This is a genomic window from Oerskovia enterophila, from assembly GCF_044748475.1.
GTDB lineage: Bacteria > Actinomycetota > Actinomycetes > Actinomycetales > Cellulomonadaceae > Oerskovia > Oerskovia enterophila.
This window is the reverse complement of record NZ_JBIVFZ010000003.1, coordinates 817,087-838,598: the sequence shown is the minus strand read 5'-3', so window position 1 is coordinate 838,598 and position 21,512 is coordinate 817,087. Positions and strand designations below refer to the sequence as shown.

The 21,512-nt window shown below is 73.4% G+C and carries 17 protein-coding genes; 13 read left to right on the top strand and 4 right to left on the bottom strand.

Going from position 1 to position 21,512, the window contains the following annotated elements; genetic code table 11:
* Positions 1–508: 508 nt before the first annotated feature.
* Genes gatC through ACIPWA_RS13035 form a run of 4 tightly spaced genes read left to right on the top strand, consistent with a single transcriptional unit; the run spans position 509 to position 4,432 of the window.
* Positions 509–805, top strand: a complete 297-nt coding sequence (gene gatC / locus ACIPWA_RS13050; protein ID WP_030152198.1) for an Asp-tRNA(Asn)/Glu-tRNA(Gln) amidotransferase subunit GatC — start codon at positions 509–511, stop codon at positions 803–805.
* On the top strand, positions 805–2,322 hold the full coding sequence (gene gatA, locus ACIPWA_RS13045) for an Asp-tRNA(Asn)/Glu-tRNA(Gln) amidotransferase subunit GatA (RefSeq protein WP_068627060.1): 1,518 nt from the start codon (positions 805–807) through the stop codon (positions 2,320–2,322). Before gatC ends, gatA begins: the two co-directional genes overlap by 1 nt.
* Entirely contained in the window at positions 2,319–3,827 is a 1,509-nt protein-coding gene (gene gatB, locus ACIPWA_RS13040; RefSeq protein WP_400290712.1) for an Asp-tRNA(Asn)/Glu-tRNA(Gln) amidotransferase subunit GatB, read from the top strand. Before gatA ends, gatB begins: the two co-directional genes overlap by 4 nt.
* Positions 3,828–3,859: 32 nt before the next feature.
* On the top strand, positions 3,860–4,432 hold the full coding sequence (locus tag ACIPWA_RS13035) for a GNAT family N-acetyltransferase (RefSeq protein ID WP_400290710.1): 573 nt from the start codon (positions 3,860–3,862) through the stop codon (positions 4,430–4,432).
* An 87-nt stretch (positions 4,433–4,519) separates the two neighbouring features.
* On the opposite strand, the gene ACIPWA_RS13030 is transcribed toward ACIPWA_RS13035, so the two are convergent.
* Positions 4,520–5,908, bottom strand: coding sequence for a cryptochrome/photolyase family protein (locus ACIPWA_RS13030; RefSeq protein WP_400290708.1), 1,389 nt, complete (start codon positions 5,906–5,908; stop codon positions 4,520–4,522).
* A gap of 86 nt (positions 5,909–5,994) precedes the next feature.
* Between ACIPWA_RS13030 and ACIPWA_RS13025 the strand changes: the two genes are divergently transcribed.
* Entirely contained in the window at positions 5,995–7,557 is a 1,563-nt protein-coding gene (locus tag ACIPWA_RS13025) for a peptide MFS transporter (RefSeq protein WP_082609150.1), read from the top strand.
* A gap of 144 nt (positions 7,558–7,701) precedes the next feature.
* Here ACIPWA_RS13025 and ACIPWA_RS13020 read toward each other — a convergent pair whose 3' ends face one another.
* A complete protein-coding gene (locus tag ACIPWA_RS13020; RefSeq protein WP_400290705.1) occupies positions 7,702–8,283 on the bottom strand; it encodes a DoxX family protein in 582 nt (193 codons plus the stop codon).
* Positions 8,284–8,664: 381 nt separating this feature from the next.
* Here ACIPWA_RS13020 and ilvD (ACIPWA_RS13015) point away from each other — a divergent pair, with 381 nt between their 5' ends.
* Entirely contained in the window at positions 8,665–10,527 is a 1,863-nt protein-coding gene (gene ilvD, locus ACIPWA_RS13015) for a dihydroxy-acid dehydratase (protein ID WP_068627069.1), read from the top strand.
* Positions 10,528–10,599: 72 nt separating this feature from the next.
* On the opposite strand, the gene ACIPWA_RS13010 is transcribed toward ilvD (ACIPWA_RS13015), so the two are convergent.
* The gene (locus ACIPWA_RS13010; RefSeq protein ID WP_400290703.1) at positions 10,600–11,205 is read right to left on the bottom strand and encodes a hypothetical protein; all 606 of its coding nucleotides are present in this window, start codon (positions 11,203–11,205) and stop codon (positions 10,600–10,602) included.
* A gap of 85 nt (positions 11,206–11,290) precedes the next feature.
* Here ACIPWA_RS13010 and ilvD (ACIPWA_RS13005) point away from each other — a divergent pair, with 85 nt between their 5' ends.
* The gene (gene ilvD, locus ACIPWA_RS13005) at positions 11,291–12,991 is read left to right on the top strand and encodes a dihydroxy-acid dehydratase (RefSeq protein WP_400290701.1); all 1,701 of its coding nucleotides are present in this window, start codon (positions 11,291–11,293) and stop codon (positions 12,989–12,991) included.
* 181 nt (positions 12,992–13,172) lie between these two features.
* On the top strand, positions 13,173–13,835 hold the full coding sequence (locus tag ACIPWA_RS13000) for a VOC family protein (RefSeq protein WP_056765385.1): 663 nt from the start codon (positions 13,173–13,175) through the stop codon (positions 13,833–13,835).
* A 91-nt stretch (positions 13,836–13,926) separates the two neighbouring features.
* On the opposite strand, the gene ACIPWA_RS12995 is transcribed toward ACIPWA_RS13000, so the two are convergent.
* Entirely contained in the window at positions 13,927–15,195 is a 1,269-nt protein-coding gene (locus ACIPWA_RS12995) for a cytochrome P450 (protein ID WP_068627075.1), read from the bottom strand.
* Positions 15,196–15,293: 98 nt separating this feature from the next.
* Between ACIPWA_RS12995 and ACIPWA_RS12990 the strand changes: the two genes are divergently transcribed.
* Genes ACIPWA_RS12990 through ACIPWA_RS12970 form a run of 5 tightly spaced genes read left to right on the top strand, consistent with a single transcriptional unit; the run spans position 15,294 to position 21,409 of the window.
* The gene (locus ACIPWA_RS12990; RefSeq protein WP_400290698.1) at positions 15,294–16,445 is read left to right on the top strand and encodes a 3-oxoacyl-ACP synthase III family protein; all 1,152 of its coding nucleotides are present in this window, start codon (positions 15,294–15,296) and stop codon (positions 16,443–16,445) included.
* Entirely contained in the window at positions 16,442–17,251 is an 810-nt protein-coding gene (locus ACIPWA_RS12985) for a glycosyltransferase family 2 protein (RefSeq protein WP_400290696.1), read from the top strand. Before ACIPWA_RS12990 ends, ACIPWA_RS12985 begins: the two co-directional genes overlap by 4 nt.
* 35 nt (positions 17,252–17,286) lie before the next feature.
* Positions 17,287–18,531 (top strand): cytochrome P450, encoded by a 1,245-nt coding sequence (locus ACIPWA_RS12980; RefSeq protein ID WP_400290694.1) that lies wholly within the window; start codon positions 17,287–17,289, stop codon positions 18,529–18,531.
* On the top strand, positions 18,528–20,459 hold the full coding sequence (locus ACIPWA_RS12975) for a class I adenylate-forming enzyme family protein (RefSeq protein ID WP_400290692.1): 1,932 nt from the start codon (positions 18,528–18,530) through the stop codon (positions 20,457–20,459). The genes ACIPWA_RS12980 and ACIPWA_RS12975 overlap by 4 nt, the downstream gene beginning before the upstream one ends.
* Entirely contained in the window at positions 20,456–21,409 is a 954-nt protein-coding gene (locus ACIPWA_RS12970; RefSeq protein ID WP_400290690.1) for an NAD-dependent epimerase/dehydratase family protein, read from the top strand. The genes ACIPWA_RS12975 and ACIPWA_RS12970 overlap by 4 nt, the downstream gene beginning before the upstream one ends.
* Positions 21,410–21,512 lie beyond the last annotated feature (103 nt).

Sequence of the window (21,512 nt, the reverse complement as noted above, 5' to 3'; positions counted from 1 at the left end):
GCCGATGGTACTGCCCTGGAGACGGGGTGGGAGAGTAGGTCGCCGCCGGACAACCATTCACCAAAGGCCCACCCCACACGGGGTGGGCCTTTGGCATACCCCCAAACACCCAGCCCCGAGCACACCTGTGCCCGGGGCACTTCTGTACCCAGAACCCCGTCGTCAGAACTACACCGGGCCATACCCCGCCCACCTTCTGACAACACCACCACCCCGACCACGTGTCAGAACCACACCGGGCCATGCCCCGCTCACCTTCTGACAACACCACCACCCCGACCACGTGTCAGAACCACACCGGGCCATGCCCCGCTCACCTTCTGACAACACCGCCTCCCCGATCCAGGTGTCAGAACCACACCGGGCCATACCCCGCTCACCTTCTGACAACTCCCCGAGAGAGTGGGTGCGCGCGGTGAGGCGCGGCGGTGGGGCGCGGTGCGTCATCTCACCCACGCCGGTCCGGACGCCCCCGTAGGCGCGGTCGCCGGGCACTAGACTGGCGACCATGTCCACCATCTCCCGTGATGAGGTCGCGCGCGTCGCCGTGCTGGCCCGCATCGACCTCCGGCCCGAGGAGCTAGACCGCCTCGCCGGCGAGCTCGACGTCATCGTCGATGCGATCGCCCAGGTGAGCGAGGTCGCCACTCCTGACGTCCCCGCCACGAGCCACCCGCTCCCGCTGACCAACGTGTTTCGAGACGACGTCCCCGTGCCGCCCCTGCCCGTCGAGGACGTCCTCGCCGCAGCACCGGCCAGCGAAGACGGACGCTTCAGCGTCCCGCAGATCCTCGGGGAGGAATGATGACGAACGACCTGACGCGGCTGAGTGCCGCGGACCTCGCCGCGCACCTGGTCTCTGGCGAGGTGAGCAGCGTCGAGGCGACGCAGGCGCACCTCGACCGCATCGGTGACGTCGACACGGCGGTCCACGCGTTCCTGCACGTGAGCACCGAGGACGCCCTCGCGACGGCTCGCGACATCGACTCGCGCCGCGCCGCGGGTGAGGACCTGCACCCCCTCGCGGGCGTGCCGATCGCGGTCAAGGACGTCGTGGTGACCAAGGGTCTCCCGACGACGGCCGGCTCCAAGATCCTCAAGGACTGGATCCCTCCGTACGACGCGACGCTCGTCGAGCGCATCCGCGCCGCGGGCCTGCCGATCCTCGGCAAGACCAACATGGACGAGTTCGCGATGGGCTCCTCCACGGAGCACTCGGCGTACGGCAACACCCACAACCCGTGGGACCTCGACCGCATCCCCGGCGGCTCGGGCGGTGGCTCGGCGGCGGCCGTCGCCGCCTACGAGGCCCCGCTCGCGATCGGCACGGACACCGGCGGCTCGATCCGTCAGCCGGGCGCCGTGACCGGCACGGTCGGCGTCAAGCCCACCTACGGTGGCGTGTCCCGCTACGGCCTCATCGCCATGGCGTCCTCGCTCGACCAGGCGGGCCCCGTCACACGAACCGTCCTCGACTCGGCGCTCCTGCACGAGCTCATCGGCGGACACGACCCCCGCGACTCGACCTCGATCAACGAGGACCTCCCGCTGCTCGTCGACGCGGCCCGCCAGGGCGCGATCGGTGACCTGCGCGGCCTGCGGGTCGGCGTCGTCTCCGAGCTCTCCGGCGAGGGCTACCAGGAGGGCGTGAGCGCTCGCTTCGCCGAGTCGCTCGACCTGCTGCGGTCGCTCGGCGCAGAGATCATCGAGGTCTCGTGCCCGCACTTCAAGTACGCGCTCGGCGCCTACTACCTGATCATGCCGAGCGAGGCGTCCAGCAACCTCGCCAAGTTCGACGGCATGCGCTTCGGCCTGCGCGTCGAGCCCGAGGACGGCCCCATCACGGCCGAGCGCGTCATGTCCGCGACCCGCGGCCAGGGCTTCGGCGACGAGGTCAAGCGCCGCATCATCCTCGGCACGTACGCACTGTCGGCGGGCTACTACGACGCCTACTACGGCAGCGCGCAGAAGGTCCGCACGCTCATCCAGCGCGACTTCGACGCGGCGTTCGCCCAGGCGGACGTCCTGGTCTCCCCGACGGCCCCCACCACGGCGTTCAAGTTCGGCGAGAAGCTCGACGACCCGCTCGCGATGTACCTCAACGACGTCGCGACGATCCCCGCCAACCTTGCGGGCGTCCCGGGCATGTCGCTGCCGAACGGTCTCTCGGACGACGGGCTGCCCGTCGGCTTCCAGATCCTCGCGCCGGCCAAGGCCGACGACCGTCTGTACCGCGTGGGCGCCGCTCTCGAGGCCGCCCTGGAGAACACGTGGGGCGGGCCGCTGCTGGCCAAGGCCCCGGAGCTGGAGGTCGCGCGATGAGCGCACACGCAACCGTGGACCTGGTCGACTACGACGAGGCCGTCCGCCGCTACGACCCGGTCATCGGCATCGAGGTGCACGTCGAGCTCGGCACCAGGACCAAGATGTTCTGCGCGGCCGAGGTCGAGTTCGGTGGCGAGCCCAACACGCAGGTGACCCCGGTGAGCCTCGGCCTGCCCGGTGCGCTGCCCGTGGTCAACGGCAAGGCCGTCGAGTACGCGATCAAGATCGGGCTCGCGCTCAACTGCCAGATCGCCGAGTCCTGCCGCTTCGCCCGGAAGAACTACTTCTACCCGGACGTGCCCAAGAACTTCCAGACGTCGCAGTACGACGAGCCCATCGCGTTCGACGGCTACCTCGACGTCGAGCTCGAGGACGGCACGATCTTCCGCGTCGACATCGAGCGCGCGCACATGGAGGAGGACGCCGGCAAGAACACCCACGTGGGTGGTGCGACGGGTCGTATCCACGGTGCCGAGTACTCGCTCGTCGACTACAACCGTGCGGGCATCCCGCTCGTGGAGATCGTCACGCGCCCCATCACGGGCGCGGGCGTGCGCGCCCCGGAGGTCGCCCGCGCGTACGTCCAGACGCTGCGCGACATCTTCCGTGCGCTCGACGTCTCGGAGGCGCGCATGGAGCGCGGCAACGTCCGTGCCGACGTGAACCTGTCCCTGCGCGCGACCCCCGAGTCGCCTCTCGGCACGCGCACCGAGACCAAGAACGTGAACTCGTTCCGCTCGATCGAGCGCGCGGTCCGCTACGAGGTCTCGCGCCAGGCCGCCGTCCTCGACGAGGGCGGCACGGTCATCCAGGAGACGCGCCACTGGCACGAGGACACCTCGATCACGACGGCCGGTCGCGTGAAGTCCGACGCCGAGGACTACCGCTACTTCCCGGAGCCGGACCTGGTGCCCGTCGCGCCGAGCCGTGACTGGGTCGAACAGATCCGCGCCACGCTGCCCGAGCTCCCGGTCGCTCGCCGCAACCGCCTGCAGGGCGAGTGGGGCTACGCCGACGCCGAGATGCGCGACGTGGTCAACGCCGGTGCGCTCGACCTCATCGAGGCGACCGTCGCGGCCGGTACGAGCCCCGCGGCCGCACGCAAGTGGTGGATGGGCGAGCTCGCCCGCTACGCCAAGACGAGCGAGACCGAGCTCGCCGAGATCGCGGTCACGCCCGCGCAGATCGCCCAGCTCCAGGCGCTCGTCGACTCGGGCCGCATCAACGACAAGCTGGCCCGCCAGGTCCTCGAGGGTGTCCTCGCGGGAGAGGGCGACCCGGAGGCCGTGGTCGTCGCCCGCGGGCTCGAGGTCGTCTCCGACGACGGCGCGCTCCTCGAGGCGATCGACGCAGCCCTCGCGGCCCAGCCCGACATCGTCGAGAAGGTTCGCTCGGGCAACATGGGTCCCATCGGTGCGATCATCGGAGCGGTCATGAAGGCCACCAAGGGCCAGGCCGACGCCGGGCGCGTCCGCGAGCTGGTCATCGAGCGGATCGGTTGATCCGTGCCCCGAGGCACCACGGAGGTGGTCGCGTGACACGCGGACCGGAGCTCTACGGCGAGATGATGCGCCTGCGACCCATCGAGGCGCGCGACGCCGAGCGCATGTGGGAGTCCGTGCAGGACCCGGAGTCGAACCGGCTCACGGGGACCACGGCCGAGTTCACGCGCGAGCAGATCGAGCAGTGGGCGGCCACGGTCAGCGACCGGGACGGTCGCTACGACTGGGCCGTCACCTCGCCGGCCAAGCGGGACGGCCAGCTCGTGAGCGACGAGATGTTCGGCGAGATCGTGCTCAACGACATCGACGAGCACGCGCTCTCGGCCAACCTCCGCCTTGCCCTGCTCCTCAACTACCGGGGACGCGGGTACGGGCGCGAGGCGATCTTCGAGGTCCTGCGCTTCGCGTTCGACCACCCCGAGGGGCCGCACCTGCACCGCGTGAGCCTCGACGTGCTCAGCATCAACCCTCGGGCTCGCATGCTCTACGAGTCGCTGGGCTTCCGCGAGGAGGGCCGGCTCCGGGACGCGTTCCGGGACGGCGACGGCTGGGCCGACGCGATCGTCATGAGCATCCTCGAGGACGAGTTCCGCGCCGGGCTCTGAGCACCAGCAGCACCAGCACCCGCCCGGGCACGGGCCGTCAGGACGAGCGCGACCTCCGGGTCGTGCTCGTCCTGACGTCTCCGGGCATCACTGCCGGCCCCGCTCGAAGTCCGCGAGCGACACCTTGCGCTCGACCGCGTGGTCCACGACCCGCTCGGGATACCCGGGAGCGGCGCCGGCCACCTTCCACGGCTCGTGCACGGCCTTGCCGGTGATGCCGCGCAGCTCGGGCACCCACTCGCGCACGTAGGCGCCGTCGGGGTCGAACGTCAGGCCCTGCGTGACCGGGTTGAAGATCCGGAAGTAGGGCGCGGCATCGCGCCCGGTCCCCGCGACCCACTGCCAGTTGAGCTGGTTCTGCGACACGTCGCCGTCGACGAGGTGCGCCATGAAGTGCTCGGCCCCGCGCTGCCAGCGCACGTGCAGGTCCTTGACGAGGAACGACGCGACGAGCATCCGGACGCGGTTGTGCATCCACCCCGTGCCGAGGAGCTGGCGCATCCCGGCGTCGACCATCGGGTAGCCCGTGCGGCCCTCGCACCACGCGGCGAGCAGCGCGTCCTCCGTGGCGCCCGTGGCCCACGCGTCCTCGGGGACCACGGTGCGCAGCGACCGCTGCACCGCCCCGGGGTGGTGGAACAGCACGTCCGCGTGGAACTCGCGCCACGCGAGCTCCGAGCGGTAGGTCGCGGCGGAGTCCTCGGGCACCGACCCCGAGCGCACCGCCGACGCGAGGTCCGCGAGCAGCGTCCGGGGGTGGATCTCGCCCCACTTGAGCGCGGGCGAGAGGTACGAGGTCCCGGTGAGGTCGGGCCGGTCACGATCGGTCGGGTAGTCGGCGAGGCCGTCGGCCAGGAACGCGTGCCAGCGGTCGAGGGCCGCGGCCTCGCCCGCAGCGGGCAGCCGCGCCCCCGCCTCGGGCGCGTCCGGGAGACCGTCCGAGGCGAGCGTTGCCCACGCGACGTCGTCGGGCAGGGGAGCGGGGGCCCGCCAGCCGTGCTCGAGCCACGCCGACCGGAACGGCGTGAAGACCTGGAAGGGCGTCCCGCCGCGCGTCCGGACGCGCCCCGGCGCGACCGCATAGGGCGAGCCCGTGCGGCGCAGGCTCACGTCGCGCTCCGCGAGGAGCGCCTCGACCGCGTCGTCCCGGCGACGCCCGTAGGGCTCGTAGCTCGCGGCGACGTGGACCGAGCGCGCGCCGACCTCGGCGCAGAGCGCGGGCACGACCTCCCGCGGGTCGCCGTGGCGCACCACGAGCCGTCCTCCGGTCGAGGCGTCGAGCTCGCGCAGGCTGCGGGCGAGGTGGGCCTGGCGCACGGGTCCGGCCGACGCCCAGAGCGCGGGGTCCAGGACGTAGAGCCCGACGACGTCGCTCCCCGCCGCGCGCGCCTCGCCCACGGCCTGGCCCAGGGCCGGGTTGTCGGCCAGCCGCAGGTCGCGACGGAACCACAGGACGGTCGGTGCGGGGGACGGCATCCGCCCACGCTAGCCGGGGTCGCTCGCTGCGTGCACACGGGCCGCCACCAGTCGCCACGGCCACGGGCCGGTGGCAGCATCGATCCATGAGCGGCAACGACGAGCGGCCCGTCCAGCCCGACCTCCCGGACCCCCGGCTCGAGGCCGAGGCGGCCCCTGCCGCCGGACGGGTCCCGCGCGACCACGCGTTCTTCGGTCACCCGATCGGGCTCATGACGCTGTTCACCACCGAGCTGTGGGAACGGTTCAGCTACTACGGGATGCGCGCGATCCTGCTCTTCTACCTGACGGACTCGATCGCCGACGGCGGGCTGGCCCTCGACGAGGTCACGGGGCTCGCGCTGGTCTCGATCTACGGCACGGGTGTGTACCTGCTGTCGGTCGTCGGAGGCTGGCTCGCGGACCGGGTGATCGGCTCGCGGCGCTCGGTCCTGTACGGGGGCATCGTCATCGCGGCGGGGCACGTCTCGCTGACGATCCCGGGCGCAGGGTTCTCGATGTTCGGGATCGCGCTCGTGGCGCTCGGCACGGGCCTGCTCAAGCCCAACGTGTCCTCGATGGTGGGCGAGCTGTACTCGCGCGACGACCCGCGTCGCGACTCGGCGTTCTCGATCTTCTACATGGGCATCAACCTGGGCTCGCTCCTCTCGCCGATCATCGTCGGGTTCGTCAACCGGCAGTGGGGGTACCACGCGGGCTTCGCGGTCGCGGCGGTCGGCATGGCGATCGCACTCGTGTTCTTCGTCGCGGGGCGCAAGTACCTGGGCGGTGCGGGGGACTCGGTGCCCAACCCGCTCACGCGCGAGGAGTACCCGAAGCTCGTCCGGATCGGCCTCTTCATCCTCGCGGGGCTCGTCGTCGCGACGCTCATCGCCTGGGCGGTGTCGGGGGCGTTCGGCATCTCGACGTTCATCGACACGCTGTCCTACGTCGCGTTCGCGGCGCCCATCGCCTACTTCCTGGTGATGTTCCGCTCGCCCAAGGTCACGGCCCCCGAGCGCTCGCGGCTCACGGCGTACATCCCGCTCTTCGTCGCGGCCATGCTGTTCTTCATGATCTTCGAGCAGGCGGCCACGACGCTGTCGAGCTTCGCGAAGAACCGCACCGAGCTCTCGTTCTTCGGCATCGCGATCGAGCCCGCATTCTTCCAGTCCGTGAACCCGTTCTCGATCGTGGTCCTGGCGCCGGTGTTCGCGTGGATCTGGGTCAAGACCAAGGACCGCCCGCCGACGGCCGTGAAGTTCGCGATGGGACTGACGCTCGCGGCCCTCTCGTTCGTGTGGCTCTCGGCCGCGTCGGCGATCTTCGCGGACGAGAAGGCCCCTGCCTGGGTCCTGGTCTCGGTGTACGTCATCCAGACGCTCGGCGAGCTGTGCCTGTCCCCGGTGGGGCTGGCGGCGACGACGCTGCTCGCGCCCAAGGCGTTCCGCAGCCAGGCCATGGCGCTCTGGTTCCTGGCCCCCGCGGCTGGGCAGGCCATCACGGCCCAGATCGTCCAGGTCACGCAGGGTGCGTCGGACACCGCCTACTTCGGGATCGTCGGCGCGATCACCATGGCGTTCGCGCTGGTCCTGTTCGCGCTCGCCCCGTGGGTCACGCGCCACATCCGCCACGCGGACGCGCAGGAGGCGGCGTCGCCCGCGCACTAGCGGTGGACGGTAGCCGGCGGTGCCACGCTGCGGGGACGCCCCGGCGGTACGGACCGAGCCGCACGCCCGACGGCGCCACGCGCCCGGGTGCGTCGCTGCACCCGGGCGCGTGACGCCGTCGGGCCTGACGGGCGACAGGTCGCCTCAGCGCATCCAGGCCGGCACGCCCACGCGTTCGGCGACCCCGCCCAGCCCCCACGTGCTGCCCGCCCGGGTCAGCGCCACGACGATCACGACGAGCGCGGTCACGACGTGGTCCTCGACGACCGGGTTGGTGGAGCCCGCGGCCACGGGCCACGTCGTGGCCCACAGCAGCGCCATGAGGAGCGTGCCCGAGACCGCGGCGACGCGCGTCCCGACGCCCAGCAGGAGCGCGAGGCCCGTCGCGCCCATGCCGAGCATGAAGAGCCAGTCGGTCGCGGGGCCCGCCAGGGCGCTGAACGTGTCGGCGAACGGTCCCGAGAGCGAGGACAGGTAGCCCTGGGTCGGGGAGCCGCCGTTGAGCCACGCTCGCTCGGTGGGGGTCGCGTAGCCCAGGCCGAAGGTCTTGTCGAGCACGGGCCACAGGAACACGAGCGAGATCGCGACGCGCAGGACGGCCAGCGCGCGGCGGGCCGCTGCGAGCGTGACGACGGGGCTCGGGGTCGTGCCCGGGTCGGCCGACGAGTCGGTCGGGGCGGGTGTGGAGCGGGGGTTCCGGGTCGGTGCAGCGGTGGCCTGGCTCATGGGGCTGGTCTCCCTGGTCGATGGGTCGTCCGTCGGAAGGCGCGGGGCGCCGGGGTGCGGGACGAGGTGCTGCCGGCGGGGACCGCGGTCCCCTCGTGGTCGAGGGGATCGGCCTCTGCAGGCCAGTGGCGGTGGGGCCCGAGCAGCCCTGTCAACTAACCACCCGGGTGAAGTTCCCTGCAACCTTTTGGGCAGATTGACGGGTTTTCCCGTATCGGTGGTGCTACGTAGGGGGATCGCACATCCGGGCCGCCGGTGGGAGCGCTGCCCCCGGCGTGGACCACGAGCCGGACGCCCCGACCTGCGGGGTCCAGGGCGGGCGTAGTGTGTCCGAGCGGTCACCTCCCAGGCCGCAGCACCACGTGAAGGAGCTGAACCGCCATGAGTCGCCCCCTGCGCTCCCGGACGTCCACCCACGGCCGCAACATGTCCGGAGCCCGCGCGCTCTGGCGCGCCACCGGCATGGGCTCCGAGGACTTCGGCAAGCCGATCATCGCGATCGCGAACTCGTACACGCAGTTCGTACCGGGCCACGTCCACCTCAAGGACATGGGCGACCTGGTCGCGTCCGCGATCCGCGAGGCCGGCGGCGTCTCCAAGGAGTTCAACACCATCGCGGTCGACGACGGCATCGCGATGGGGCACGCGGGCATGCTCTACTCGCTGCCCAGCCGCGACCTCATCGCGGACTCGGTCGAGTACATGGTCAACGCGCACTGCGCCGACGCCATCGTGTGCATCTCCAACTGCGACAAGATCACGCCCGGCATGCTCAACGCCGCGCTGCGCCTCAACATCCCGGTCATCTTCGTGTCGGGCGGCCCCATGGAGGCGGGCAAGGTCGTCGTCGCCGACGGTGTGGCCTCGACGCGCCTGAACCTCGTCAACGCGATCAACTACGCCGCGGACGACAACGTCAGCGACGAGGCCCTCGCACAGGTCGAGGAGGCCGCGTGCCCCACGTGCGGCTCGTGCTCGGGCATGTTCACCGCGAACTCGATGAACTGCCTCACCGAGGCCCTGGGCCTGTCCCTGCCCGGCAACGGCTCGACCCTCGCGACGCACTCGGCCCGCCGTGAGCTGTTCCTCGAGGCCGGCCGCACGATCGTCGACCTCGCGCGCCGGTACTACGACGAGGAGGACGACTCGGCCGCTCCCCGCAACATCGCGACCAAGGCCGCGTTCGCCAACGCCATGACGCTAGACGTCGCGATGGGCGGCTCGACCAACACGGTCCTGCACATCCTCGCCGCTGCGCAGGAGGGCGAGATCGACTTCGACCTGACCGACATCGAGCGCATCAGCCGCCAGGTCCCGTGCCTGTCCAAGGTCGCGCCGAACCACCCGAACTTCCACATGGAGGACGTGCACCGCGCGGGCGGCATCCCTGCGCTCCTGGGCGAGCTCGACCGCGCCGGGCTCCTGGACCACGACGTGACGTCGGTGCACACCCCGACGCTGCGCGAGTGGCTCGACGACTGGGACGTCCGAGGAGGCAAGGCGACCGAGCAGGCCGTCGAGCTGTTCCACGCGGCCCCCGGCGGGGTCCGCACCACGCAGGCGTTCTCGACGTCGAACCGGTGGGACCGCCTGGACACCGACGCGGCCGACGGCTGCATCCGCGACCTCGAGCACGCGTACACGGTCGAGGGCGGCCTGGCCGTGCTCCGCGGCAACCTCGCCGAGGACGGCGCGGTGTTCAAGACCGCGGGCGTCGACCCGGACGTGTTCCACTTCGTCGGCAAGGCGCTCGTCTGCGAGTCGCAGGACGAGGCCGTCGAGAAGATCCTCACCAAGCAGGTCGAGCCCGGCCACGTGGTCGTCGTGCGCTACGAGGGCCCCGCGGGCGGTCCCGGCATGCAGGAGATGCTCTACCCCACGTCCTTCATCAAGGGCCGTGGCCTGGGCAAGGTCTGCGCGCTCATCACCGACGGCCGCTTCTCGGGCGGGTCGAGCGGCATCTCGGTGGGCCACGTCTCGCCCGAGGCCGCGGCCGGTGGCGTGATCGGCCTGGTCGAGGACGGCGACGAGATCGAGATCGACGTCGACACGCGCCTCATCCGCGTCAACGTGCCCGACGAGGTCCTGGCCGAGCGTCGCGCCAAGATGGAGGCGCGCGAGAACCCCTGGCAGCCCGTCGACCGCGACCGCTACGTCTCGCCCGCGCTGCAGGCCTACGCCGCGATGGCGACGTCGGCCGACCGCGGCGCGGTGCGCGACGTGTCGCTGCTCAAGCGGCGCTGAGCCGCCCGCCCGCACGACGACGGGCCCGCCCCCAGGAGGGGGCAGGCCCGTCGTCGCGTCAGGGGCAACCCGTCAGCACTGCTCCTCGGACTGCTCGGTGATGATCCACCTCGCGCCCTCGGGGACCATGACGGCCGACCCGCAGTCGCCGCTCGTGTAGGCGACGGACAGCACGGTCGCGTCGGGGCGCTCCTCGCGGACCGCGATCTCGACCTCCGCGACGTCGCCGACCGCGGCGAAGAGCTCGGCCGTGGTCGTGATCATCGACGCGCAGTCCGTGATGCCGGGCCACCCCTGCGCCGTCATCTCCGCGACCATCCGGTCGACGAGCGCGGGGGACATGTACCCGCAGGCGGTCTCGACCGCGGGTGCACGGCTCGCGGCGAGCCAGGCGCGGAAGCTCGCCTCGGGGGACTCGCCGGCGTCGTCGGGCTCCGGCGCGGCCTCGGGGGCCGCCGGGGCGGTACCGGCTGTCGCCTCCGGTGAGACGTCGGCGGTCACCTCCGGCACGGTCGGTGTCGCCGGTGCGGTCGGCGGCTCGGTCGAGCCCGAGCACGCGGCCGTGGAGACCAGGACGAGCGCGACGGCCGGGGCCAGCGCGGCGCCGCGCCAGGAGGCCAGGAGCGATCCGCTCCGGGACGGACCGGGGCGGCGTGGGGCGGGATGCGTCGTGATCATCGCGGCATCCTGCCGCACGGAGCCCACCGACGCGAGGCGCCACGCGCGCTGTGGCCGCACCTCACCCGCGAGGAGATACTCGGGTATGGCCAGCGACGACATCGACATCAAGCCCCGCTCCCGGACCGTGACCGACGGCATCGAGGCCACGGCCTCGCGCGGCATGCTCCGCGCCGTCGGGATGGGCGACGACGACTGGGTCAAGCCCCAGATCGGCATCGCGAGCTCCTGGAACGAGATCACCCCGTGCAACCTGTCGCTCGACCGGCTCGCGCAGGGGGCCAAGGAGGGCGTGCACGCGGGAGGGGGCTACCCGTTGCAGTTCGGCACCATCTCGGTGTCCGACGGCATCTCGATGGGTCACGAGGGCATGCACTTCTCGCTCGTGTCCCGCGACGTCATCGCGGACTCGGTCGAGACCGTCATGCAGGCCGAGCGGCTCGACGGGTCCGTGCTGCTCGCGGGCTGCGACAAGTCGCTGCCCGGCATGCTCATGGCCGCCGCGCGCCTCGACCTCGCGAGCGTGTTCCTCTACGCGGGCTCGATCATGCCCGGCTGGGTCAAGCTCGAGGACGGCACGGAGAAGGACGTCACGCTCATCGACGCGTTCGAGGCCGTGGGCGCGTGCTCGCGCGGACTCATGAGCAAGGGGGACCTGGACCGCATCGAGCGGGCCATCTGCCCGGGCGAGGGCGCGTGCGGCGGCATGTACACCGCGAACACCATGGCCTCGGTCGCCGAGGCCATGGGCATGTCGCTGCCCGGCTCGGCCGCGCCGCCCTCGGCGGACCGCCGCCGCGACAACTTCGCGCACCGCTCGGGCGAGGCCGTCGTGGAGCTGCTGCGCCGCGGGATCACGGCGCGCGACATCATGACCAAGGAGGCGTTCGAGAACGCGATCGCCGTGGTCATGGCGTTCGGCGGCTCGACCAACGCGGTCCTGCACCTGCTGGCGATCGCGCACGAGGCCGAGGTCGAGCTGACGCTCGAGGACTTCGACCGCGTCGCCGCCAAGGTCCCGCACCTGGGCGACCTCAAGCCGTTCGGCCGGTACGTCATGAACGACGTCGACCGCATCGGCGGCGTGCCCGTCGTCATGAAGGCGCTGCTCGACGCCGGGCTCATCCACGGCGACGCGCTCACGGTCACGGGCCGGACGGTCAGTGAGAATCTAGCGGACCTTGCGCCCCCGGACCCCGACGGCAAGATCCTGCGCGCGCTCGACAACCCGATCCACCACACGGGCGGCATCACCATCCTGGGCGGCTCGCTCGCGCCCGAGGGGGCCGTGGTCAAGTCAGCGGGCTTCGACTCGGACGTGTTCGAGGGCACGGCCCGTGTGTTCGAGCGCGAGCGCGCGGCGCTCGACGCCCTCGAGGACGGGACCATCACGGACGGCGACGTCGTCGTGATCCGTTACGAAGGGCCCAAGGGAGGGCCGGGCATGCGCGAGATGCTCGCGATCACGGGAGCCATCAAGGGAGCGGGCCTCGGCAAGACCGTGCTGCTCCTGACGGACGGACGGTTCTCGGGCGGGACGACCGGGCTGTGCGTGGGCCACGTCGCGCCCGAGGCGGTCGACGGCGGACCGATCGCGTTCGTGCGCGACGGCGACCGGATCCGGCTCGACGTCGCGCGCAAGACGCTCGACCTGCTCGTCGAGGAGGCCGAGATCGAGGCCCGCAAGGAAGGCTGGGCGCCGCTCGCCCCGAAGTTCACGCGCGGGGTCCTGGCCAAGTACGCCAAGCTCGTCCAGTCGGCCTCGCGCGGCGCGATCCTCGAGTAGGCGACGCGCTCGGTGCGCTGGTCGCGCGTGCTGGCGACGCGCCCCGGGCTGCGGGATAGTTGGACGAGGAACGCTCGCCTCGGGACGTCGCTGGTCCGACCAGCGGGGGCCCGCGACGCCCGGCTCGCCCCGACGTTCCGCAGGGTCCCCGTCCGCGCGACACCGCACCGGAGCAGCAGCCATGAGCGACGAGATCACCGCCAGACAGTTCCACGACAGCGACGGGGTGGAGGACTGGCGCGTGCTGCTCGGCACGGCGCAGACCCGGTTCCGGACGGGCTCGTTCACCGCGGGCGTCGAGCTGGTCGACGCGATCGGCGAGCTGGCCGAGGGCATGAACCACCATCCGGACGTCGACCTGCGCTACGCGACCGTGACCGTCCGGACGTCGTCGCACGACGTGGGTGGCCTGAGCAAGCGCGACCTCACGCTGGCCCGACGCATCTCGTTGGCCGCCAAGGAGCTCGACCTCCCCGCCGAGACCGACGGCCTGATCGAGGTCGAGGTCGCGATCGACGCGCTGGACAGGCCTGCGGTGCGCCCGTTCTGGAAGGCCGTCCTGGGCTACGTCGACGGGCCCGAGGAGGACGAGGGGCTGGGTCTGGGGGACGCGGCCGGGTACGGGCCACCGGTCTGGTTCCAGCAGATGGATGCGCCGCGCCCCCAGCGCAACCGCATCCACCTCGACGTCACGGTCCCGCACGACCAGGTCGAGGCACGCGTGACCGCGGCCATCGCCGCGGGCGGGCACCTCGTCTCCGACCGGCGGGCGCCGGCGTTCTGGGTCCTCGCGGACGTCGAGGGCAACGAGGCGTGCCTGTGCACCTGGCGCGGGCGCGACTGAGCGATCGTCCGGCGCGAGAGTCGTCCGACGCGCAACGGGGGAGCATGACCTCAGGCCGCCTCCCGCTCGGGCGCGCCGCGGTGCGGTGACCTCACGCCCGGGCCACGACCAAGGTCCGGTAGGAGGGGATGAGGACCTCGCGCTGCGCGCTGCGCGAGACGATCCGCAGGCTCTCGCCGTCTCCCCACAGCGTGCGCAGCAGCGCACCGATCTCCGCGCGGGCCAGGGCCGCGCCCAGGCACAGGTGGCGGCCCGCCCCGAACCACAGCTGGCGGCTCTCGCGCACGTAGGGGCGGTCGGCGCGGAACGGGCCGGCACCGATGTTCGCGCTCCACACGAGCATCATGATGCGCTCGCCCTCGGCGAGCCGGCGGCCTGCCACCTCGACGTCGGCCGCGACGCCCCGACCGATGACCGACGCGGGGCTCGTGACCCGCAGCCCTTCGCGCACGGCGTTCTCGACCGCGTCGGGCTCCCCGGGGCCTCGGACCTGTCCCGCGGCCTCGTGCTCGGCGTCGGCGCGCATCAGGTCCAGGAGCCGGTGCTGCTCGCCCGTGTCGACGAGCAGAGCGGTGGTCCGGGCCATCGCGGAGGCCGAGGTCTCGGTGCCCGCGACCATGAGCAGGCACGCGAGCCCCGTGGTCTCCTCGAGGCCGAGCCCCAGCTCGCGACACCGGCCGAGGAGCGTGTCGCCCGGGGCGTCGCGCCACCCTGCGGGCACCCCTCGCGTGAGCTCGGCCACGATCTCGCGGGCCGCGACGACCTGGCCGGGGGACAGGTGGGTCGAGCCCGCGCTGCCCAGGGCGATCGTCGCGAGGCGTTCGCCCGTCTCGAAGACCGCGAGCGCGTCGTCGTCGGTGGGCCAGGCCTCCGTGCCCGGCGCGCGGTCCACGGGGGCCGGCACGCCGAGGAGCGAGATCATCATGCGGCCCACGAGCACGCGGGCCAGCCGTGCGACGTCGACCGTCGCTCCCTCCCGCAGCGCGGTCCGGGCGTCGGCGAGCGGCCCCGACCACGCCCCGTCGACGAGCTCGGCCGAGCTGCCCTCGGTGAACAGCTCGCGCGAGCGCGAGCGCAGGTCGTGGTGGCCCGGGCCGTCGAAGAGGTCGAGCACCCAGTCGCCGAGGATCTGCGCCCACAGGTGCCCGACCCCGCCCTCGCCCACGATCGTGAACGAGCGGTGGTCGCCCAGGACCGTGCGGGCGACGACCGGGTCCGCCGTGACCCAGCCGAGCCCGGGCACCTTGCGCAGGGGCGGGCCGGGCAGCCGGCGCGCGAGGTGACCGCCGAGCAGCACGGCGGCCATGCCTGGTCGGGCACGGCGCAGGAGGTCCACCTCGTGGCGGGTCGTGGGAAGCATGCCCGACAGTCTGACGCATCCGGGCCGCCCGCGGGATGGGGAGTTCTCACCCGTGGAAAACTCCCGACGACGACCGTTCCGTGGCTACGCTGTCGCGGGTGCCGATCCTCGCCGACCCCTCCGTACGCTCCTTCAGTGCCCGACCGACCACCACCTCGGCTCCGGCTGCCGTCCTGGCCGGGGTGAGCGTCCACCTGCCCGAGCGCACGGTCCAGGTGGCCGACGCCGAGCGTGCGCTCGCCCGGTCGAGCCGACCGGGTGCGGTGCCGCGCCTGCCGATGGTCTCGCGCCTGACCGGGGTGCAGCAGGTCCACGTCCTGCCGGACGACTGGAACGCCTCGGACCTCGCGGTCGCCGCGTCGGCCACGCTGCTCGCGGCCCAGGGCCTGGACGTGGCGGACGTCGACCTGCTGATCTTCGCCTCGGCGAGCCAGGACATGGTCGAGCCCGCCACGAGCCACATCGTCGCGGCCAAGCTGGGCGTCCGGGCCCCGGTCATGGACGTCAAGAACGCGTGCAACTCGGTTCTCAACGCGATCGAGGTCGCGGAGGCCCTCGTCGCGACGGGCCGGTACGCGACGGTCCTGGTCGCGTGCGGCGAGGCGCCCTCGCGTGCTGTCCGGTGGGACGTCCCGGACCGGGCGACCTACCTGCTGTCGGCCCCGGGCTACACGATGTCCGACGCCGGAGCGGCGGTCCTGGTCCAGCGCGCCCCGGGGCACGGCGAGGGGTCGGGGCCTGCGGCCGGGGCCGCGGACCGGCTCGGGTCCGCGCACGGGAGCGGTGCGTGCGGCGACAGGCCGCGCGGCATCCTGGCGAGCGCGTTCGGCGCCGAGTCGAGCCACTGGGACGTCGGCATGCTCCCCGGTGGGGGCACGGCGTTCCCGCGTGACCTCGACCGCACCTACTTCGAGATCGACGGGTCCCGTCTGCGCGACGCCTTCCTCGCGCTGGGCCCCGGCGTGATCCTCGACGCGCTGGTGCGCGCGGGCCTCACGTGGGACGACGTGGCCCTGGTGGCCGTGCACCAGGTCGCGGTCGCCTACCTGGCCGACGTCCACGAAGCCCTCGGCCTGCCTGAGGACCGCACGATCGTCACGGTCGCCGAGCACGGCAACGTCGCCTCCGCGACGCTTCCGCTCCAGCTCGTGACCGCGCTCGAGAGCGGCCGCGTGGGGCCCGGGGACGTGGTGCTCCTGGTCGGTCTCGCGGGCGGGATCAGCATCGGCGCCATGGCGGTCCGGCTGTGAGCGCGCACGCGCCCGGGGCGGGCGGTGCGCCCCACGAGGCGCACCCGGTCCGGCTCGCGGTCGTCGTCCCCGCCCTCGACGAGGCGCACGAGCACGGGATCGTCACGACCCTGCGTGCCCTGCGCGCCCAGGAGGACCGTGACTTCGACCTGGTCGTGGTCGACAACGGCTCGACCGACGGCACCCCGGAGCTCGTCCTGGCGACCATCGCCGACTGGGACGAGCCGCGCTGGCGCCTCGTGACCGAGGACCAGAAGGGCACGGGCGCCGCGGCGGACACGGGCATGCGCGCGGCGATCGCCGCGGGGGCGACCCACCTCGCGCGCACCGACGCGGACTGCGTCCCCCCGCCGGACTGGACGGTCCGCGTGAAGGCGGCGTTCGCCGTCGGGCACGACCTCGTGGCCGGGCGCATCGTGGCGCGTACCGACGACCTGCCCGTCTCGCGCGTCCGCCAGGCCGTCCTCTCGGGGGCCGTGAGCCTCGCGAGCACGTTCGGGAAGTTCCGCCCGGGCAACCAGGACCCGTCCTACCTCGGCCCCTACGTCATGGCGCCCGGGTGCAACATGGCGATCACCGCCGACCTCTACGAGCGTGCGGGCGGCTTCCCGCGGACCGCGATCGAGGACCTCCACGAGGACCGTGCCCTGGTCAACGAGGTGCGGCGCCTCACGTCGGCCTACGGGCCGCACCCCGAGGTCGTGGTGCGGGCCTCGACGCGTCGTGCGCACGCCTGGGGGCTCGTGCGGACCCTGGGCTGGTACGCCGACCACCGCTACAAGCCCGAGGTCGTGGACATCCGATGACGGCGTCGTCGACGGTGCGGAGGGGCCGCCCGGCCGTGGCCGAGGACACCGCGGCGCGCGCCGCCCACCGCTGGGAGGAGCGCGTCCAGCGCGGCGCGCACCCGCTCGTCTACCCGGCGTTCCGCGCGCTCGCCCGGCGCGGACCGGTCGTGCGCGTCCCGGGGCTCGGGGTCGTGGTGAACGACGCCGCGACGGCCCGCGAGGTGCTGCTCGACACCGAGCACTTCTCCAAGGTCGGCCCGGGAGCGCCCTCGGACCTGTGGACCCCCGTGCTGGGTCCGTCGGTCCTGCTCAACATGGAGGGCGAGGACCACGCGACGCTGCGGCGGGCGCTCTCGGGGCTCTTCACCCCGCGCTCGGTCGCGCAGCTCACGGCCACCGAGGCCGGGGCCTCGCTGGGGACGCTGGCGCCGCGCCTGCTCGCGGGCGAGACCGTGGACCTGGTGAGCGAGGTCGGGGCGCTCGCGGGCACCGTGATCTGCCGCATGACCGGGCTGCCGCCCACGGACGCCGCGGTGCGCGACGCGATGGTCGCGGCCCAGTCCGTCGTCGGTCTCGTGCGCCTGCACCGGCGCCGCCTCACCCCGACCCAGGTCCGCTACGCGCGCGAGGTCCTCGACCGGCTGAGCGAGCCCGCCCGCGCGGCGTACCGCGACGGCGACCCCTCGACGGTCCCCGGGCGCATGCGCGGCCTGGGCCTGAGCGAGCGCGAGGCGCTCGGAGCCGTCGGGGCGTTCGTCATGACGGGTACCGAGACCATCCAGTCGTTCACGCCGCGCCTGGTCGCGCTCGCGACCGACACGGGCTGGACGGACCGCCTGCTGCAGGCCGAGCCGAGCGACCCGCTGCGCGGACGGGTCGTCGAGGAGGCGCTGCGCGTCACGGTCCCGACGCCCGCGATGCTGCGGTCGGTCCGCTCGGCGCACCGCGTGGGCGCCGTGCCCGTGCGGGCCGGGGAGCGGGTGGTGATCGCGACCGTGACCTGCTGCCGGGCGGGTGGGCCGTTCGCGCCCGACCAGGACGCGGACCCCGTCCTGCGCAACCTGTGGTTCGGCGCGGGCCCGCACTTCTGCCTGGGCATGCCGCTCGCCATGGCCCAGGTGGGCGCGGTCCTGGACGCGCTGCGCCCGCTCGCGGCGGCGGGTCGCACGCTCGCGGTCACCGACCGCGAGGTCGCGCGGGGAGTCCTCATCCCGTCCTACCGGCGCCTCGAGATCGAGGCGCGCCCGGTGGGCGGCGAGCAGCCAGCAGCACGCGGAACAGGGGAGGAGACGGCATGAACGGCCCGACGACGGAGCACCTGATCGAGACCATCGGCGCGCACGCGCGGGGAGGGCTCGGCGACGCGGTGGCGCTGCGCTGGTGGTCGCGTCCCATCCACCGGGTGCGCGCGGACCGCGTCCCGCACGACCACGTGCGCGAGGAGCTGACGTACAGGGAGCTGCTGCGCCGGGTCGAGGCCACGGCCGACGCCCTGCACCGTGAGGGGCTGCGCTCGGGGGACCGCGTGCTGTTCTCGGTCCGGCCCCGGCCCGAGGGGATCGTCCTGGCGCTCGCGGTCGTGCGGCTCGGGGGCGTCATCGTGTTCGTCGACCCGGGCTCGACCCCCGAGCTGTTCGGGGCGCGCGTGACCGCGGCCGACCCTCGCTGGGCCATGACCGAGGCGCTGCTCTACGCGATCTCGCGCGGTCCGCTGCGGCACGTGGCCCGGTCGCGGGGACTCCTGCTGCCGGACTACGCGAGCCTGCCGCTGCGCCACGTCCACTCGGGCAGGCGTCTGCCGGGGGTCCCGGGCCACTCGCTGTCCGCGCGCTCGCTCGCGACGGGGCGCCACCGTGGCGGGCGTCGCCGGTTCGTCGCCGGCGCGCCCCCCGTCACGGACCTGCCGCTCGACGCCGAGGCGCTCGTGGTCTTCACGTCCGGCACGACCTCCGACCCCAAGGCCGTGGTCCACTCGGTGGGCTCGCTGGGTTCCGGGTGCGCGCTGCTGGCCGGGGCGTTCTCCCTCGAGCCGGGCGGGGTCGTGCACACCGACCAGATGCTGCTCGGGATCCCGGCTCTCCTCGCGGGTGGCACGTGGTCCGTCCCGCCGGGCACCCCGGGGCAGGACGTCGTGACGTTCGCCCGGCACGCAGCCGGGGAGGCCGGGACGTACCTCGTGCCCGCCGACCTCACGCTCCTGCTCGACGCGGTCGAGTCGGGACGGGCCCCCGCGCGTGGCCCGCAGGTCGCGCTCGTCGGGGGCGCCCCGGTGACGCGCCCCCTGCTCGACCGCGCGCGCCGCCTCCTCCCGGGCACGCGGTGGATCGGGGTCTACGGCACGACCGAGATCCTCCCGGTCGCGGTCGTCGAGGCCGACGACAAGCTCGCGCACGCGGGCGACGGGGACCTGGTCGGGCTCCCGCTGGCAGGGATCGAGGCGACCATCGACACGAGCGCCGTGGAACCGGACGAGGACGGCTCGGCCCCCGGGAGAGCGCCGGTCCCGGCTCTGCACCCTCCCGTGGGAGAGCTGGTGCTGCGCGGTCCCTCGCTCATGACGGGATACCTGTCGCACCTCGATGGCGGGCAGCCGCCCGTGACCGAGCACCGCACCGGCGACCTCGCCTACCTCGACGAGCGGGGACGGATCGTGCTCGTCGGGCGCACGCGCGACATGATCATCCGCGGCACCGTGAACATCTACCCCGGACTCTTCGAGCCGCGCCTGGCTGCGCTGCCCGGGGTCGGCGAGGCCTCGCTCGTGGGGGTCCTCCAGGACGACGGGGACGAGAAGGTGGTGCTCGTCGTGACGTCGAGCACCGAGGGCGGGCCCGGCACGGGGGACCCTCGCCGAGCCGGCGAACCTGACGGGGACGGTGACGGTTCGGGTCGCGTCGACGCCGAAGGAGCGCAGGTTCCCCGCACGTCCTCGGCAGCCCCGGCACCGGCGACCCCCGCGACGGGGCCAGCCCTCGCGCCCGCGGTGAGCGCCGCCGTCGGGCAGGGGGAGGGGCCCGTCCTGACGGGCGACCACCCGCTCGTCCGCACCGTGCGCGCGGCCCTGCCGGGCGTGCTCGACCACGGCGCGCTGCCGGACCACGTGCTGCACGCCGACCGCCTGCCCCTCGCGGGGCGCAGCCGCAAGCCCGACCGCGCGGCCCTGTCGCGAGCCGCGGCGCACCACCTCGCAGGCGCGGCGCCCGGGGCGAGCGCGAGCACCACGTGAGCCTGCGGATCGGGGTCACGGGGGCCTCGGGATTCGTCGGGGGAGCGGTCGCCCGCCGCGCGGTGGCCGACGGGCACCGCGTGTGGACCTTCTCGCGACGCGACGCGCACGTCGACGGGGCCGAGCACCGGACGTGGGACCTGGCCGCGGGGCCGCTCGCCGACCCGCCTGCGCTCGACGTGGTCGTGCACGCGGGGGCCGCGGTCTCCGACTGGGCCGCGACCGACGTCGCCTGGACGACCAACGTCGAGGGCACGCGTGCCGTGCGCGACACGTTCCCCGCGGCGCGGTGCGTGCACGTCTCCTCGGGCAGCGTCTACGACCCGTACAGGCCCACGTTCCGCGGGAAGGAGGACGAGGCCCCCGTCGACCGGTACCTCAACGCCTACGGTCGCACCAAGGCAGCGGCCGAGCGTGTGCTCGTCGCCGACGCCCGGACCCCCGGTCGTGGACCGGTCGTGATCCTGCGTCCGCACGCCGTCTACGGTCCCGGCGACACCACGCTGCTCCCGCGCATCGAGGCAGCGGTCCGAGGGCGACGGCTCGTCCTGGTCGGCGACGGGACAGCGCCCCAGTCGCTCACGCACGTCGACAACCTGGTCGACGCGGCGCTCGCGGCCTCGACGGCCGACCTGCCGGGCGGCGGGGCGCTCGTCGTCAACGTCGCCGACGCCGAGCCCGTGGTCCTGGGCGAGGTCCTGGTCGAGCTCCTGCGCCGCAGAGGGCACGACGACGTCACGCTCGCCGGGATCCCGGCGCGCGCCGGGTGGGTGCTCGCCGCGTGCGCCGAGGCTCTCTCGCGCTGGACACGACGGACCGAGCCCCCGCGGCTCACGCGGTACGCGGTCAGCCACCTCGCGGTCGAGCGGACCTACGACCTGACGGTGCTGCGCGAGGTCCTGGGGGTCGAGCCGCGGGCCACGTCGCTCGTGGGCGCGGAGGTGTGGTGAGGGCGAGGGCCTGGGGCCCAGCCCTTCCACGCCTGCCCGCGAACGGCGGCAGCGAGTGGCGTGTTCTCGCAGCGCTTCCCGTCGTGCTCCGCGCGAGGAGGTG

Coding starts and splice junctions, on each gene's coding strand:
- gatC (WP_030152198.1), top strand. CDS start 509: ATGTCCACCATCTCCCGTGATGAGGTCGCGCGCGTCGCCGTGCTGGCC.
- gatA (WP_068627060.1), top strand. CDS start 805: ATGACGAACGACCTGACGCGGCTGAGTGCCGCGGACCTCGCCGCGCAC.
- gatB (WP_400290712.1), top strand. CDS start 2,319: ATGAGCGCACACGCAACCGTGGACCTGGTCGACTACGACGAGGCCGTC.
- ACIPWA_RS13030 (WP_400290708.1), bottom strand. CDS start 5,908: ATGCCGTCCCCCGCACCGACCGTCCTGTGGTTCCGTCGCGACCTGCGG.
- ACIPWA_RS13025 (WP_082609150.1), top strand. CDS start 5,995: ATGAGCGGCAACGACGAGCGGCCCGTCCAGCCCGACCTCCCGGACCCC.
- ACIPWA_RS13020 (WP_400290705.1), bottom strand. CDS start 8,283: ATGAGCCAGGCCACCGCTGCACCGACCCGGAACCCCCGCTCCACACCC.
- ilvD (WP_068627069.1), top strand. CDS start 8,665: ATGAGTCGCCCCCTGCGCTCCCGGACGTCCACCCACGGCCGCAACATG.
- ACIPWA_RS13010 (WP_400290703.1), bottom strand. CDS start 11,205: ATGATCACGACGCATCCCGCCCCACGCCGCCCCGGTCCGTCCCGGAGC.
- ilvD (WP_400290701.1), top strand. CDS start 11,291: ATGGCCAGCGACGACATCGACATCAAGCCCCGCTCCCGGACCGTGACC.
- ACIPWA_RS13000 (WP_056765385.1), top strand. CDS start 13,173: ATGAGCGACGAGATCACCGCCAGACAGTTCCACGACAGCGACGGGGTG.
- ACIPWA_RS12995 (WP_068627075.1), bottom strand. CDS start 15,195: ATGCTTCCCACGACCCGCCACGAGGTGGACCTCCTGCGCCGTGCCCGA.
- ACIPWA_RS12975 (WP_400290692.1), top strand. CDS start 18,528: ATGAACGGCCCGACGACGGAGCACCTGATCGAGACCATCGGCGCGCAC.